Raw genomic sequence first — 16,743 nt, forward strand, 5'->3', positions numbered from 1 at the left:
TTCCTGTTTATCTCTCATACGCTTTCTCCTTTCTACCGCCGACTGCTTCGCCCTCATCAGGCTCTCCGCCGACAATCTCATTTTCCTTTTTATCCATATTGAGCAGGATATTCAGCTCATCAAGTCGGGCAGTTTTTGCCCTCAATTCTTCCTCCTTTGCAAACGGCTTTTCGATTTCCTGCTTCGCTGTTTCAAACTGCTTCTCCGTATTTTCAAGGCTGTTTTTCGTATCAGCAAGTACTTCCTCAAAGCGTTCTATGCCGTTATCTATTCTCACGATATTACCGTGAGCATCATCGCCAAGCGGTACATCTCTGCTTGTTTCGCCTTTTAATTTCACAACATAATTACGCTGCACCGTATCAAAATACAGTTCCATTTGAAAGCCACGGTACTCGCCAAGTGCTATCGCATCAGGACTGTTCATTGACTTGCAGGCATTGATAATTGCCTGACCTGCTTCGGCTTTTTCGGAATAAGAAACACCCGATACCATCATTCCAAGCGGCTGCTTGTCTATCGGTTTCGGGTGTAATTTTGCTGTTTCAACATCTTTTGTAAGTCCCTCTACACGGGATTTCAAGTAAGCAATCTGTTGTGGGTAGAACTTGATGACCTTATCCTCCAGTCCGTATTTCTCTGATAAGAAATTGGATTTTAACATCTTCAGCTTCTGTACCTGAATGTCTAAGTCCATCTTTTCTTTGATATACGGATTGCCTGTTGCAAGCATTTTTATCTCCGCATAGGACAGTGCTGTTTCATCAATATCCTCTGCCGACCTGACCGGAGATTTGCTCGTCATAATCTGACTTGCGAACTTCTGCTTACCTTCCACAAGCTGATAGAGGTATGCATCAAAGGTCTGCTCTGTTACATAGCGGTAAATATCTACCTGCGGATTTTCATTGCCCTGACGGACAATTCTACCGGAACGCTGCTCCAAATCTGAAGGTCGCCACGGACAATCCACATCGTGAAGTGCGATAAGTTTATCCTGCACATTCGTTCCTGCTCCCATCTTCTGAGTAGAGCCAAGAAGCACCCTGACTTCTCCCTTGCGGGTCTTTTGGAACAGTTCTTTTTTCTTCATATCCGTGTCGGCTTCGTGTATGAACTTCACTTCACTTTCAGGAATACCTCTCTCAATCAGCTTCTTTCTGATGTCGTTATAGACGGAAAATGTGCCGTCATTCTTCGGCGTGGAAAGGTCACAAAACACAAGCTGTGCCGATTTCTTGTCGGCATTTTCTTTCCATATCCGATAGATGTTATCGACGCAGGCATTGATTTTACTGCCCTCAAAATCAGGCAGCATATCGTTTAGCATACGCTGGTCAAGAGCCAGTTTTCTTCCGTCATTCGTGATTTTCAGCATATTATCTACGCTTGAATCCACACCGCCGCCACGCACCTGCTCGGCTCTCTCTGCAAGGGAAGCAACCATTTCTTTCTGCATTTCTGACGGCTTTACTGCAATGTTATGGTACTTTGCTTCCGGTACTGGCAGGTTCAACATATCCGCTGTCTTAATGTCCGCTATCTCCTTGAACATCGCCATTAGTTCAGGCAAGTTATAGAATTTTGCGAACCTTGTCTTTGCTCTGTATCCTGTTCCTTCCGGTGTAAGTTCCACTGCCGTAATGGTTTCTCCGAAAGTGGAAGCCCAGGCATCAAAGTGCTGCAACCCATTTTTCACAAGCGTGCTGTACTGCAAATATCGCTGTATCGTATAAAGTTCCACCATACTGTTTGAGATAGGTGTACCCGTTGCGAACACGGTTCCTCGCCCTCCGGTAATCTCGTCAAGGTAACGGCACTTCATAAAGAGGTCGGAAGATTTCTGTGCTTCCGTCTGTGCGATACCGCCCACATTACGCATTTTTGTATAAAGATAAAGGTTCTTGTAATAATGGCTTTCATCAACAAAAAGCCTGTCTACACCAAGTTCCTCAAAGGTTACAACATCATCTTTTTTCGTCTGGTCATTGAGTTTATCAAGTTTCTGCCTGATAGATTTCTTTGACTTTTCAAGCTGCTTTATGGAGAAGTTTTCCCCTCGGTTTCGCTTGAGTTCCGCAATTCCTCCGGTTATCTCCTCAAGCTGCTGTTCTAAGATTGCCCTCTGTCTTTCAATGGACATCGGGATTTTTTCAAACTGTGAATGTCCGATAATAACAGCGTCATAATCTCCAGTTGCAATCCTGCCGCAGAACTTTTTACGGTTCTTGGTTTCAAAATCTTTCTTTGTTGCGACAAGGATATTCGCCGCCGGATAGAGCTGCAAATACTCAGCCGCCCATTGTTCGGTCAAGTGATTTGGTACAACAAACAGTGACTTGTTACAAAGCCCAAGCCTTTTCGACTCCTGTGCTGCCGCTACCATTTCAAAAGTTTTTCCTGCTCCGACTGCGTGTGCAAGAAGTGTATTTCCTCCGTAAAGGATATGGGCAACCGCATTTTTCTGATGTTCCCTGAGTTCAATTTCAGGATTCATACCATTGAAGATGATATGACTTCCATCATACTCACGAGGTCTGACACTGTTGAATTTCTCATTGTAGGATTTGCAAAGCCTTTCCCTGCGTTCAGGGTCAGACCATATCCAGTCCTGAAATTCCTGCTTAATCATTTCCTGCTTCGACTGAGCAATTGCTGTTTCCTTTTTATTCAGGACAGCCTTTTTCCTGCCCTCATCATCTTCGATATAATCAAAGATACGCACATCTTTTAAGTTCAGCGTTTCCTCGATAATCTTATAGGCATTGATGCGGGAAGTTCCGTAAGTGTTATATGCCCTTACATTTCCTTTGTCGTAAGATTTGCCCTCAATATTCCACTCACTCGTAAATGGAGAGAAGTGAACTTTGATATTCCACTGTGCATAGCGTGGTGTTTCAAGCAAATGAAAGATAAACTCCTGCACATCGTCCGGTGGCAGCCAAGTTGCACCAAGTCGCACGGAAATTTCACTTGCAGTCAGGTCTTTCGGCTGCACCTTTTGAAGTGCTTCCACATTGACCTTATAATCTTCCGGATAGAGTTCTGCCGAGTTCTTTGCAATTCTCAGCTTCTCCCTGACATTACCCGAAAGGTATTCATCAGCCATCAGATACTTCGGTTCGTAAGCATTACCATACTCATAAAGCGGATTTAAGAAGATAACACCCTTTAAGTCCTCAAAGATTTCATTCTCCGATTTACCGGAAAGCTCCATCATATAGTCCATATCAATCGTAGCTTTTTCTCCAAGAGATACCGCCAATGCTTCGCTTGCCGTATCAACAGAAGTAACCGGAGTATGCGGCTTAATTGTCCTCTTAGAAAACATATCAGCCTTACGTTCCAGTTCTCCGTCCTCTCCGATTATCTCCAATGCGGAAAGCAAAGAGAATGAACTGTCCTGCGAAAAAGCAGAAGTATTTGCACGGCTGTTAATGAGTCCGTACTTACCTGAAAAGGTATCATAAAGTCTGTTTAATCGCTCCTGCTCCGCTTTGATTTCGCTGTCAGGGTAATCTTCTGTCTGCAATTCAATCAGCGTTCTGACGGAATTTCTAATAGCAATCATACCCTTAATTCGGTTCTCTGCGGTTACCGACACTTCCACCGGAGTCATACGGGAATTTTCACGATAATAGATTTTATCGTCTACCACCGTATAGGAAAAGTTTCTCACTGTCGGGTCTGCCGGAATAGAATTATCTTCCTCCTCCAGTTCTTCCTCAGTTTCATATTCCGTGATTTCTCCGTGAATGTTTGCTACTGCTTCATCAAGCTGTGCTGCAAGGTCTGCATTTTCATACGGCACACAAGTTGCTTCCATACCGAAACGCCCCGATACCATTTTCATTTCTCCAAGTATCATTTCGGGGTGCTGCACAAAATAAGAGTTCATCTTAATTCCGTTCTCATCGGTATCAAGATGAACCCAATCCGGCTCAATATCTATCAGTCTGTCACGCTTTTGCAGGATAAGAATATCCGAAACGACTTCCGTTCCTGCATTACCCTTAAAGGTATTATTCGGCAATCGGATTGCTCCAAGAAGCTCTGCTCTCTGTGCAATATACTTTCGTACTGCTAAAGTTTCCTTATCCATTGTGCCTTTGCTCGTTACAAGAACCATCACACCGCCGGGTCTTAACTTATCAAGGGATTTCGCAAAAAAATAATCGTGTATCAGGAACTTATGCTTGTCGTATCTTTTATCTGATACCTTAAAATCTCCAAAAGGCACATTTCCTACCACTCCATCAAAGAAGCTGTCCGGCAGATTTGTTTCTTCAAATCCTTGTGCCGCAATGGTTGTTTTCTGATAAAGCTGCTGTGCAATCCCTGCGGAAATCGTATCAAGTTCCACACCGTAAATCTTACTGTCCTGCATTGTGTCCGGCAGCATACCGATGAAATTACCGATACCGCAGGACGGCTCTAACAAGTTGCCCTCCTTAAAGCCCATCTGCTCCATTGCCTTATAAATGGCTGTGATAACTTCGGGCGGCGTGTAGAACGCAGTCAATGTGCTTTCTCTTGCCGAAGCATATTCCTCCGGTGTTAATACCGAAGAAAGTTCCAGATATTCCGTTGCCCACGCTGAATTATTTTCATCAAAGGCTTCTGAAAGCCCACCCCAACCAACGTACTTTGATAAGATAATCTGTTCTTCAGGAGTGGCAAATCTGTTTTCTTCCTGACATTTTTTTAGAAGCTGTATCGCCATAATATTTCTGCGGAAGCGTTCCTTTTTACCAACTGTTTCAACCTCATTTTCTTTGAGATTAAAGGTGTGGCGTTCTGCCATAGATACATCAGGGTGCAAGTCAAAGCCTTTGACTTTTTTCTTCTGCTCCCAAGCGGGAACTACCGGCTCAGGCTCTTTATCATAACCGTTTCCTATGCGATACCCCTGATGATACATCTCATCATAGCTGTCAAAACCTGACTGCGAAGCTACTATCTCTCGATAATCTTCAATCGGCATACTGCCCATATTGGTCTGAACTTCTTCCGTTTCATTTCTTTCTTCGGCAGGTTCTTCCTTTACAATCAAATGCTCATTCATCGGATTCTCTCGCACTTTTCTGTCAAACTCTGTGCGTGAAAATTCCTTATTGAACAGTGGCACATCATAGTCATAGAGCATTACTCTCTCATCATCAACAGATAAGATTTCGTACTCAGAAGCACCGATATACACCTTATCGCCAAGATGATATTCATACTGCACATCTTGTAGCTGTTCTGCTTCTTCAGGTTCTTTTTCGGCTGGTTCGACCTCCTGCTCCGGCGGTGCATTAGAGAGTATCTCTCGGTTTCTTTTTCGTTTCCTCGATTTTGGCTCTGCGTTCCTCTTGACTTTCAAGCCACTGAGGATAGCGTTCTTTTTCCTTTGGATTTAAGTATCTGTCCATTCGGATAAGTTCCCCGATACGTTTCTCCACCTGCGACCACGAAAGCGTGATATGTGGCTTCTCTTTACCGATGCCTTTCGTAATCGTAATACCTTTTCCGTCGTGACTCTCATCAATGCCTGCCCCGATTATAACGGGATAAGAACCGCCCCAACCGTATTCATTTTTCAAGAAGTCGGCATTTTCTTTTGCAGAAAGACTTTTTTCAAACTGCTCATAGATACGCATTTTCCCCTCAGAAAATCCGCTTCCATTCGCAAGAACAGCGTCGATAATCTCCTGAGAAAAAACAAAGGCAGAGGTTTTCTTTTCCTCTGCCCGACCGTCTAATATGAATGTCATCTGACCGTCCATTGACGGTAATGGTTTTATGCTGTCACTTAATTCTCCCAGTAATCGCATAGCTTCAAAATGACGGGCAATAACAGCCCAATCATAATAGCTCTGTGCGGTTCTGCTGTCGTATTTGCCCTCCCACAAATGCAGAACGTTTTCAAAGGTCTTGTACCCTACTGTCCTGCCGTCCTCTAAAGTAAGTTCGGTATAATCATTATTGAAAATACTCTTTATATACTCTGTGCGGTCTTTGTTATCAGGATTACGTTCATAATAATCTTTGATTTCTTCCAGACTTGCTGACAAATGTGGTGTCGTTCTGAGAATTTCATTGATTACTTCATCACGCCCAAAGAACGGAAGGCTTTTATCCTCGTGCGTTCTGTCGTAATACTCTAAGCGAATATCACTTCCGCTTTCACGATTTCCTGTGCCGAGCTGCGAAGAGAGTTCATCAGACGAACCCATTTCATCATATCCTCCGCTTTCATCTGTTCGGTCACTCCCTCTTTCTGTGCCATCTGGCTCAGGATTGTTTCCTCCATCTTGCTGGCTCTCTGTTCCACTTCCGCCAAGTGCTGTGTCAGTTCGCCCCTCGTCAGGAGATTGTAGTAAAGGACTCTGTGATGTTCCTTCAGAAACTCTCTCCTCATCTGAGCGTATCTGCCCAACGTCACTTCCGGCTGCTGTGGAAGTTTCAGGTTCGGAAGGCTGTAATCGCCCACCATCGTGTAGGTCAGCTCGTTCATTGTCCCAACTCCTTTCGTCGTTATTTTCAACCTTATTGTATTCATTTCTGTCCTGACCGACAATTATGCGATTTTGACGGTTGAGTGCAGTAATTGTTTTAGATATTTCCGTCAATCCCATTTCTGCAATATCACTGGTAGCAAATCCAAGTGCATTGAGTGTTTCCTGCGTATTGAAATTGGTAACATCTCTGAAATCATCAAGTTCAAAATAACCTTCCGTATCGATGCCAAGCCTTGACATCATCATATATGCCACACTGTTTGCTACAACATTTTTATAAATGGAAGCTACAATATCCTCTTCCACTTCCTCAAAGGAACTGCCCTCGGTTGCATAGTAAAGGTCTTGCAGATAATCAGGGATATTATCCTCTGCCGCATTTCTTGCTGCTCCCATAATTGCTTCGGCAAGACTGCTCTTATTCTCAATCTCTCCGAAAGTGCTTTCCAATGTTTCAATCACATCAGCTTCGTATTCCTGACGCATATCCCAAATCGGGACTGTTCTTGAATATCTGCTTTCGTGAGTATCTGAAATGTCAAAGTAATGTGTCAGTCTTTGCCGTGAACGGTTTTCATCAGCAAAAACAGCAATACCTCTTGCACCTCGATTGACCCATCTGCCAAAAATTTTGTTCCACTGCTCTATCTCAAGAACCGCTGTTGCATCAGGTCGCTGTGCATATACAAGAAGCTGTTCGTCATAACGTAACTTATAATTTCGGCAAGCCGAAGCTAAGAACGCCTGCCAGTTCTGAGGATTTGACACAACCGTTTTGCAGGTGCGGTTGTAAAGCTCAGAAATAAGGTCATATTTTCGTGCCATTACTCTTGCACCTCCTTATCGCTGTTTTTCTCTGTTTCTGGTCTTGTTTTTTGACGGTTCGGATTGATTGATAGGTTCAACTTTGCTTCCATTAAGCTCCATTTTTTCAGCAAACTCGCATATATGATAGCAGCAATTCCCGACGTACAAATGGTAGTCATCAATATACTTGCACACTCTGTCTGCTGTGTGTCCATCACGAAAAGTAATCCTGATTTTTCCACCATCGGGAATATAGAATTTTAAATTGTAATGACTGTCTATAAATCGAATTTGCTTTTCCTGCGGCTCTGCTCTATTCTCCTGTTGCTTCATTTTCCTTACCTCTCATTTTTGTTGCTTCATCAGAACCGCCGCCCAAATACGAAAAGAGTTTACCGGACTTTGTATTCTTCTGAAGCTCCATAATCACACCCATATCTGGAATCGTGATATTCGGGATTTTCAGGATTGCTTCCATATCAAGCTGCTGCAACTTTTTCTCCGTATCACAGCCGGAGTCAAAGAGTTTATTCAGCACCTTGACCTTATTCTGAAAAGTTGCTTTGTCTTTCACGAAAATACCCCCTTAGTTAATGTTGATTACAATAGAAATACTGCCGCTCTGTTCTTCTTTCTGCGGATTACGTGAATACTCAGGAAAAAGGGACTGTACTCTCTGCCTTGCCCTGCGTATGGTTTCAAAACAAGGAAGTCCGTATGCTCGGTAATTAAATACAATATCCTCAAGCGGAAGATTTCCGGCAGGTATATATCCGTACCGATTGTAATAATGCAGAATGAGAAGCATATCATCATACCTCGACATCGGGCATTCCTTTAAGATTTCAAGCACTCGGCTCTCCACCGTTTTCTGTTGTTTCATAATGTTCCTCCAAAAATTAAAGGGACAGAGTTTTTACGCTCTGCCCCGACTGGTTAATGTTCGCTTGTTACTTACTTCTTACGGTTTTTAACCTGAAGAAAGATAAAGCCGCCGACAATAACGGCGACTAATGCGATAGCGATAATTGTCTTTGCTTCCATTACTCGTTACCCTCCTTTTTCTTCTTTTTGTGTGCAACAACAGACGTTACAGCGATACCGACAGCAGAAAGTCCGGCAAGGACATACCAAAGTTTCATATTGGTATCATCTCCTGTCTTTGGAGTATCCCTCAACTCATTGTGCATTTTTACAACGGCTGTTTCATCAAGTTTGATAGTAACATTCTGGTCGGCAGGTGTGATATATGCGGCAGAAGCATTGTTTGCCACTTCGGATACGGTATATTCGCCAATACGAAGTCCCTCAATCACAATTTCGCCGTTCTTATCTGTTTCAAATGTCATATCATAGCCGTTTGCTCCGGTTACTCTGAACGCAAAACCTTTGACCTTACCGTCTGAAGATGTCTTAACGATTTTCAGTGTTCCACGCATAGCTTCATTGATAAATCCAACACCTGCCTTATTCTCAACGGAATAAGTTGTTTCGTCTTTCTCAATGAAAACAGAGTATTCTCCCTTATCAAGCAGGAAGCCCTCCGGTGCTTTTGTTTCACGGACAATATATTTTCCGTAAAGCAGTTCTTTCATCTCATAAATTCCGGTTTCAGTTTCTTCAAGATTTCCGATAAGTTCATCGCCATCATCAATCTTTCCGTTCTCATTGGTGTCCTTATATACCTCGAAGGTTGCACCCGTAAGCTTGTTATCCGGATATTCAGCATCCACCTTCGTGAGTCTGATATTGCCGTGAACATACTCATTGACAATCTCAATTTCAACTACCTGCTCGGCTTCGCTGATATTGACCTCATACGCTTTTTCATCAAGAACAAATCCCTTTGGCTGCTCGATTTCTCTTACAATCCATTTGCCATAAGGAACTTTTGCAAAAGAAAAACTACCGTCTTTTGCAGAGGTAGTCGTCATAAGTGCAGTATCCTTTGTAAATTCTGTTTCTTCGGCTTTGAAGATACCGATAACAGCACCCTCAAGTGCTTCTCCGTTCTCGTCAATCTTCTTACCTGATACAGAACCATAGATAAGTTCATTCTTGATTTCTTTTCCGTCATTCACTTTGATTTCAACCGTTGCGGTATCCTGACCTGCGTATTCAAATACAACCGGATACTTCGTATCAGAGAGAATATAATGCTCATCGGTTGCAATCTCTTTGACATAGTATTTGCCAAACGGAAGGTCTGACTTCATAACAGCAGTTCCATTTTCATTTACGCTGACAATCTCAATCAGTCCATCAGCCGGAATAACTGTACCGCTTGCAGATACAATATCTTCTGCGGCATAAAGACCAAAGCTGATATTTTTGATTTCTCCGTTATCGCCAATACCAAATGTCTTGTCCTTTTCAATGGCTTTTGCAAGGCTTACCTGAACTTTCTGTCTTTCGTTATAGAACGATGTGGAAGTTTCGGTAACAGAGATATTCTGACCTGCGTAAGTAAGCTCAACCGTATGTGTTTCGCCACTGATTACCATTCCATAAGGTGCGGTAATTTCCTTGACCTCGTATTTTCCGAGGTAAAGTTCTTTGCTCTTAACAAATCCATCGGAGCTTGTTGTGATAGTATCTACCACTTCGCCCTTTGAATAGCGGAGTGTACCGTCCGGTGTGCTAATATCTTCCGCAGCACGGACTTCATAAACTGCACCCTCAAGTCCTGCCACTTCATAAACAGGCTGATAGATAACATCACTGTCCTCAGAACCACTTACATTGACACCACTAAATACTTCTCCGTTCTTTTCAACCGTGATAGTACCTTTCTGTGCCATATTCGGTTTATTGACTTTCACAACAGTTACGCCGCCTTCCTCTGTAGAATTTTCTTCGGTAATATCAAAATATACCGGAGTATCATCAAGTACATACCCGTATGGAGCTTGTACCTCTACGATGGAATATCCCTTGCCGTAATCTAATTTCTCAGGTGTTACAAGAGAACCATTTGCGTCGGTATAGAACACATCAATCGTGGTTGGTGTCGGATAAGTAAAGGTCATTTTGACCTGATTGCCCTGCGGGTCGTAAATCTTAAATCCTGCTCCTGCATACGGAATACTCTTTCCGCTTTCTGCGTCCACCTTGACTACATTGACAAAGCTCTCAAAGTTACGGTTATTGATAAGATAACGGTAGGTCTGTGCGTTCTGTGAAATGAACACATCAAAATCGTCCATCATCTCTCTGCCTTCCCAACCGGAAGTCTGGTGTACGGTATAAATACCATACGGCATATCTTTTGTCTGACCGAAGCCATTTTCATCGCATACGATAGTATCTCTCTCGTCTTTATTGGCTGCGTCATAGCTTCCGGCAGATTTCAGGTAAATCTCAAAGGAAGCACCCTTTTCAGGTGTTTCAATCTTTGTTTCTCCATCATCAGTGTGTTTAATGATAGCCACATTGCCTTTGATTACCTGCTCGGTTACATCATTGGAAGTAAGGTTGTGTTCCACCTCATAAAGTTTCGGGTCTGCACCTACCTTGTGAATGGTCTTATCAAGGAGATAGCCTTCACTCGGTGTAATTTCTCGGATTGTCCAGTCGGTATCACAAACATATTCTTTGGTAGTGAACTGACCGTTTTCATCAGTAACATATTTATCTACAAGCGTTTCGCCCTTATAGATACCGTAAATTGCTCCCGAAAGTTTGGCATTGCCCTGTGCTTCGCCTTTTTCAGCATCGCTCTTTGTTACTGTTACAGTAAATTTCTTTAAAATGTTATTGAAGTTTCTTGTGGTTACTTCTTTCCACTTCACTGGTGCAGTCTGATTTTTCGGTACAACATAACGGATAGCTGTGTCTACTTCTTCAAGGGTATATGGTTCAGAACCACTGATAAGCATATCTTTGAAAGTTGCCACACCGTTTTTGTCTGTAACTGCATACTGGTCAACAGCATCACCGGAAAGAGAAGTACCGTAAAGATGGAACTTCACACCTTCAACAAGGTTATCTTCTGAGGACTTCACTACCTGAAGGTCGCCACGCTTCAATTTGTTATTGAAATTGACCTTTGCAACCTGTCCTGCTACAACAGTAACTCTATGTGTTTCCTGCGGCTCGTACTTATCGTATGCCTGCTCGGTTACGGTATAGATACCCGGCATAAGGTTATCAATCTGGAACTTACCGCCATTAGCTGTTGTAACCGTCTGATTGATACCGTTTCCGGTAATCGTGAAGTTGATACCGTCAACCTTGCCGTCCTCACTGGTCTTTACAATCTGACAAGAACCATAGCTGACTTTCATTTTCACATAACCGTTGATACTATCGCTTACTTCCTGAGCATAGCTGACAACATCCTGCACACTGGAGTTCTGACCGTGTTTGCCCTCTGACCATACAACCACACCTCTGCGGACTGCATTTTTCTTCGTTGCGGTAATGGTAAATTCCTTACTCGGTGCAGTATCCATAGAAACAGTAAGTTTGTTACCATTCACTGAAAAGCTCACTCCACTGATACTTGCCTTGAAATTATATTTGGACAGCACATTATTGGAGTCTGTCAGAGTAGTTGTGTACTTACTTCCGTTCCACTCAAGTTCTATTGTCTTTGCCGAACCGGACGATTTATTACAAAAGCTCGGTATGATCGCATGGTTCTGTACACTCTGCACCATACTGTTGTAATAACTGAAAATCTTATTGCGGAGCGGATGCTTTGCATTGATGACATCTTTCACATTGCTGCAACCACTGGCTGCTACATGATTGAAGTTCGCATCACGCTCTCCGATAACAGTTTCCCAGATAAGAAGCTGTGTAGCATAAGCCTGTGCAATGCTGTTTGCTGCCGCTTCATTCTGTGACCTCCAAGAAGTCGAGATTGTCCCACGATAGCCATACTGTAAAATACGACCAACGAAAAGACGTATTTCATCTCCGGAAATAACCCCATTGGCTGCAAGGTTATTAAAATAATTTTCGTCATACTTATTCATTGTCTGACCGACCTTGAGCGAAATTCCCGGCTCAATACAATAAGCAACATTGCCTGAGTATGAGCCAATAGCCTTAAGATTGGTAAAATTGGAACGTCCGGTATGCCAACCATTTTTCAAGGTCAAATTGCTGTGTCCCCATACCCCATCGTAATTAGCATCGCCATCACGAGGGAAATCGACCATATAAACATCGGCTTTTTCTCCCGAAGCAGCATATGCTGTTGTCGAGCCAATGCCTGCAAAAGTGGTCACACACATAAGGGTCGCCAAGAAAAGCGACGTGACTCTTTTGAATTTTGACTTTATCATTGCGTTTCCTCCTGTAAAAATTGAAAAACACACCGTATCTCTACGATGTGCCTTTGTGGATTTTCTCTTACGACAAGATTTACCTGCCGAAAAACAAATGCGGATTTTTCGTTAATTTTTCATTTTACCATACACCTCCAGTCCGTTCATACTGTGCGATTGCCCCTTAGAGATAGACATATACTTTGAGATAGTTATATTCAAGTGAGATAGTATATATCATTTTCGGTAGGTAAAAATATAACTAAGGGGTTAGAGTGTGAGAAAGGGGAACTGTAAAACAGGCTATCTGCTGTCACGCTCTGCACGATTACGCAAGAACTTGTTGTAATGCTCCAATGCTTTGCAGACAAAATCCTCCGTCTGACTGACGGGAATGTTTTTCGGGATAAGCTGTCTTACTCTGTCGCCCCTCAACACGATTTTTTCCTTTTGGTTCGGCTTTTCCTCAGACATAACAGCGTGGATTGCTTCTGTTGTAAGGTTGCCCTCGTTGAATAACTTTCGCATACGGATTGTCTGGTCGTGTGACGGGGTAGCGTCATTCAGGTCGATTTCGTCAACCACATCACGCTGGCAATCTTCGTCAAGATAGGAAAGTTCTACGGCAGGACGCATTTTAATACGCCCCTCGTCAACAAATTCAAGCAGCTCGGGAACAAGGTTTGTAAGGCGAACATAACGCTGGATTTGCGTTTTACTATCAGCAGAATTTTCTGCAATTTGTTCCACCGAGAACTTCTGCCCCACTGGGGCAGAAGTTAAATCAGAACGAAATCCTTGCCTTTTCATTGCGTCCAATCGCATTTTGTAGGCAAAGGCTTTTTCAGAGGGAAGTATCTGCGACCTTTGGAAATTACTTTCCACCATTAGAATTGTGGCTTCATCTCGATTAAGGTCAACAACCTCACATCTTAGTGTTTCAAAACCGGCAAGTTCACTTGCTCGTTTTCGTCTGTGACCGGATACGAGTTCATATCTTCCGTCCTCTTTCTGCCTTACCGTAGCCGGAGTAATTACTCCACGTTCCTTGATACTCTCGACAAGCTGCTGCATATCTTCATCGTCCCTGACCTTGAATGGATGGTCTGGGAAATCGTCAATCAGCTCTAACGGAATATCTCGGATTTTTGAAAGTTTTTCCTCATCTCTCTGCTCCTGTGTTGAAAACAAGTCATCGAGCCTCGTGAGAGTGAAGTCGCTCTTTCTTCCTGCCATCAGCTAACACCTCCTTCGTAAATTCGGTGTATGCCTTAGACACCGTACTGTTTGGCTCATAAGCAAAAATGCTCTTTCCTTTGGAAGAAGTTTCTGCGGCTTTTACAGCAATCGGAATAGATGTGCGATACAGTTTAATCTGATTTCCGAAATTCTCCCGCAACGCTTCCACCGTACTTTTGGCGAGGTTTGTGCGGTTATCCACCAAAGTGAGAAGCATACCGTCTATCTTAATGTCCTGATTGATATACTTCTTGACTTTTGAAATGGTCTGCACAAGCTGGGTCATACCCTTAGCCGGCAAATACTGTGCCTGCACCGGAATAATCACGCTGTCTGCCGCAGATAAAGCATTGAGTGTTACCATACTCAGTGAGGGCATACAGTCAATCAGAACAAAATCATATCTGTCTTTGACCTGACTTAAATAATTCCTCAAAGTGGTTTCTCTGCTCATAGCGTTCATTAGGTTATATTCCATCGCCGAAAGTTCAAGGTTCGCCGGTAAAAGGTCAACGCCTTCCTCGTGATGCAGGATACCGCCTGTCGGGTCATTCATCGTTTCACTAATCACATCTGTAAGTTTCGTTGCAAGCGTGATACCCAAATTGTCTGTATCTCTCCAGCCGAGACAGGTGGTTAAATCTCCCTGTGGGTCTGCGTCTATGAGCAACACTTTCTTACCCTGCATTGCAAGCCCAACGCCAAGATTAACCGTTGTCGTTGTCTTTCCGACTCCGCCTTTTTGATTGCATATGGCAATCGTTTTGCAGTTTGACACCTCTTGCGTCCTCCTTTCGATTTATTCATAGCCAATAAAAACGGCTATGTACTTGACCGTTTCATTTCCTAAACGGTCGTGGCAATATTTATTCTCAATATCCCTTGCCAAGCATATCGCTTTCGGGAAGTCGTTAAGGAACAGGCTGCTTATCTGTATCATAGGAATCTAACCTCTGCCGGGTACTCCGCCAGCTCCGTAGAGAAGTATCATTATCTTTCTGACTGTCATCGCCATATCGGTTGCAATCCGATACTCATAGCAGGAGTTCTCGCTGTTCTGAAATTTTCAGAAGTTTTGGCGTACCCACTAAAGTGGCTATCATCAAAATTAAAGTCTTAACGACCTGTGTATTCAGTTGTCAAAGAACAAGTGAAAAGGCTTCCGTTTTCATCATCAGGAAATAACCCCTTCACTCATTGCACAAAAGGCTTCATTTTGGACACCCAAAATCGCTGCTTTTCCGAAAAAAAATCCAAAAAATTTTTGACAACAAAAAAGCCGCCTGTTTCGGTTAAAAAACAGACGGCATAAATGCTTGAAATTATTTGATTTTCAGTTTCTTTTTCCTTGCGGACAGCACTTTCAGAAGAACTTCATCTACTGCGTCGGTGTATCTTCCTTGTACTATGAGGTTGTTTTTCAGATTGATAAGCGACTGTATCACTCTGCTTTGCTCATCATCGGTTAGATAAATGTGATATTTCTTTTCTCTCATCGGCTGTTCCTCCAGTTCTTAAATATTTTCCTGATTATCTTAACATCTTCTTCTGTATCGGAAGATATAAATATATGTACGCTCTGAAATGCCGCTTTGATACGCTGTGCATATTCGGGTTCCGCTTCGTTTGACTTCATCGGCAACTTAATGAGTTTGATTCCACGTTGTTTACAGAGATGTTCCTTTATTATATCTATCTTCTCCGAGTCCGTATTCACTTGAATGGCAACCTGCTCCAGTGGGATATATACATCAAGTGGAATGCCGAATAACCTATCAGAGCCAAGTTCAACTTTCAATCCTTTCAAATTGGCATAATAACTGATTACAAGAGCCGGGAACAATGACAGATACTCCTGCTCACATATTCTGCACCCTTTTACGAGAACAGTACGCTCGTTTATCTTCATACTCCAAGAATGACCGTATCTGCATTGCCACCATGCTCTCTTTGCTGAATTTCTTGAAACTTCCGTCGGCTTCAACTTATTTAATTCATAATTCCATTCTGCCAAAAGCTGCTTATCCGTCGTAGCCAAATCATTGTATCCGGCAAGCACTTCTCGCTCTGCACAGACAGGGCAAACCGTTCCTTTCACACGGGCATTGATAACTGATTTCCACTCGTTTCCACATTTTCTGCAATGCCACCATACATTTTTCCTCGACTTTGCATTGACTTCATCCGGTTGCAGAGGATAGTTTTTCTCTGACCATTCTTTGGCTATCTGTGGGTGTGTACTCTTTAGGTCATTCCTGCCTTTTATAAATGTATAGCCACTGCAACAAGGACATTTACTGCCGCCTGAACGTGTAGAGATAAGCGTATTCCATTCATAACCGCAGGTTCTGCACTTCCACCAAGCCTTGCTGTTTGCAAACGCCATAACTTCGGTAGGCTTCTTTTCATTCTTATCAGACCATTCGTCGGCTACTTCCGGGAACAGGGTTGCAAGGTCATTAAATCCGGCAAGAACTTTATTATGGGAGCAATACGGACAGCCTGTTTTGTTGATGGTTCTGCTCTTTACAGTGGCTATCCATTCGTGTCCTAATTTACACTTCCATATCACTTTCTTGTGTGAGCCGATAGATACCTCTGTCGGCTTGATTTCATTTTTCTCTGACCACTCCGAAGCCAATTCCGGCTTCAATGTACATAAATCGTTAATTTCCTCAATCACTCTCGCACCGGAGCATATGGGGCATTTCTCGCCACTGGAACGAGCCTTTATACTTGTTTCCCATTCGTGACCGCAAGCACCTTTCCACCATACTTTCTTATTCGAGCCGAAAGTCACGCTGTCCGGTGTCAGCGGTAAATTCCTATCCGACCATTCGGCAATCAATTCGGGATGTACTGCCGCTAAACTGTTACTCATATCAAAACCTCCACTTCCTCTGTGATTAGAGTATATG

The 16,743-nt window shown here is 43.1% G+C and carries 8 protein-coding genes and 1 pseudogene; all 9 read right to left on the bottom strand.

The window, feature by feature from the left end; all coding sequences use genetic code 11:
- Positions 1-7: 7 nt before the first annotated feature.
- Positions 8-7,328: pseudogene (locus KNL20_RS16470) on the bottom strand (DEAD/DEAH box helicase family protein).
- A 15-nt stretch (positions 7,329-7,343) separates the two neighbouring features.
- Complete coding sequence (locus KNL20_RS15100) at positions 7,344-7,643, bottom strand: hypothetical protein (protein WP_186286122.1); 300 nt, start codon at positions 7,641-7,643, stop codon at positions 7,344-7,346.
- Positions 7,624-7,884, bottom strand: coding sequence for a hypothetical protein (locus KNL20_RS15105; protein ID WP_023920501.1), 261 nt, complete (start codon positions 7,882-7,884; stop codon positions 7,624-7,626). Before KNL20_RS15105 ends, KNL20_RS15100 begins: the two co-directional genes overlap by 20 nt.
- A gap of 12 nt (positions 7,885-7,896) precedes the next feature.
- Entirely contained in the window at positions 7,897-8,193 is a 297-nt protein-coding gene (locus KNL20_RS15110; protein WP_044682078.1) for a hypothetical protein, read from the bottom strand.
- Positions 8,194-8,353: 160 nt separating this feature from the next.
- Positions 8,354-12,604, bottom strand: coding sequence for a SpaA isopeptide-forming pilin-related protein (locus tag KNL20_RS15115; protein ID WP_230398524.1), 4,251 nt, complete (start codon positions 12,602-12,604; stop codon positions 8,354-8,356).
- A gap of 285 nt (positions 12,605-12,889) precedes the next feature.
- Positions 12,890-13,822 (bottom strand): ParB/RepB/Spo0J family partition protein, encoded by a 933-nt coding sequence (locus KNL20_RS15120; protein WP_230398525.1) that lies wholly within the window; start codon positions 13,820-13,822, stop codon positions 12,890-12,892.
- The gene (locus KNL20_RS15125; RefSeq protein WP_230398526.1) at positions 13,779-14,603 is read right to left on the bottom strand and encodes a ParA family protein; all 825 of its coding nucleotides are present in this window, start codon (positions 14,601-14,603) and stop codon (positions 13,779-13,781) included. The genes KNL20_RS15120 and KNL20_RS15125 overlap by 44 nt, the downstream gene beginning before the upstream one ends.
- 544 nt (positions 14,604-15,147) lie before the next feature.
- Positions 15,148-15,321, bottom strand: coding sequence for a hypothetical protein (locus tag KNL20_RS15130; RefSeq protein ID WP_002587789.1), 174 nt, complete (start codon positions 15,319-15,321; stop codon positions 15,148-15,150).
- Positions 15,318-16,706 carry a zinc-ribbon domain-containing protein gene (locus tag KNL20_RS15135; protein WP_230398527.1) on the bottom strand — a complete coding sequence of 463 codons (1,389 nt, stop codon included), beginning with the start codon at positions 16,704-16,706 and terminating at the stop codon, positions 15,318-15,320. The genes KNL20_RS15130 and KNL20_RS15135 overlap by 4 nt, the downstream gene beginning before the upstream one ends.
- Positions 16,707-16,743: the final 37 nt, after the last annotated feature.

It is taken from the genome of Novisyntrophococcus fermenticellae (genome assembly GCF_018866245.1).
Lineage (GTDB): Bacteria > Bacillota > Clostridia > Lachnospirales > Lachnospiraceae > Novisyntrophococcus > Novisyntrophococcus fermenticellae.

Excerpts from the sequence above, each read along its gene's own strand:
- KNL20_RS15100 (WP_186286122.1), bottom strand. The coding sequence starts at position 7,643 with ATGAAGCAACAGGAGAATAGAGCAGAGCCGCAGGAAAAGCAAATTCGA.
- KNL20_RS15110 (WP_044682078.1), bottom strand. The coding sequence starts at position 8,193 with ATGAAACAACAGAAAACGGTGGAGAGCCGAGTGCTTGAAATCTTAAAG.
- KNL20_RS15115 (WP_230398524.1), bottom strand. The coding sequence starts at position 12,604 with ATGATAAAGTCAAAATTCAAAAGAGTCACGTCGCTTTTCTTGGCGACC.
- KNL20_RS15120 (WP_230398525.1), bottom strand. The coding sequence starts at position 13,822 with ATGGCAGGAAGAAAGAGCGACTTCACTCTCACGAGGCTCGATGACTTG.
- KNL20_RS15130 (WP_002587789.1), bottom strand. The coding sequence starts at position 15,321 with ATGAGAGAAAAGAAATATCACATTTATCTAACCGATGATGAGCAAAGC.
- KNL20_RS15135 (WP_230398527.1), bottom strand. The coding sequence starts at position 16,706 with ATGAGTAACAGTTTAGCGGCAGTACATCCCGAATTGATTGCCGAATGG.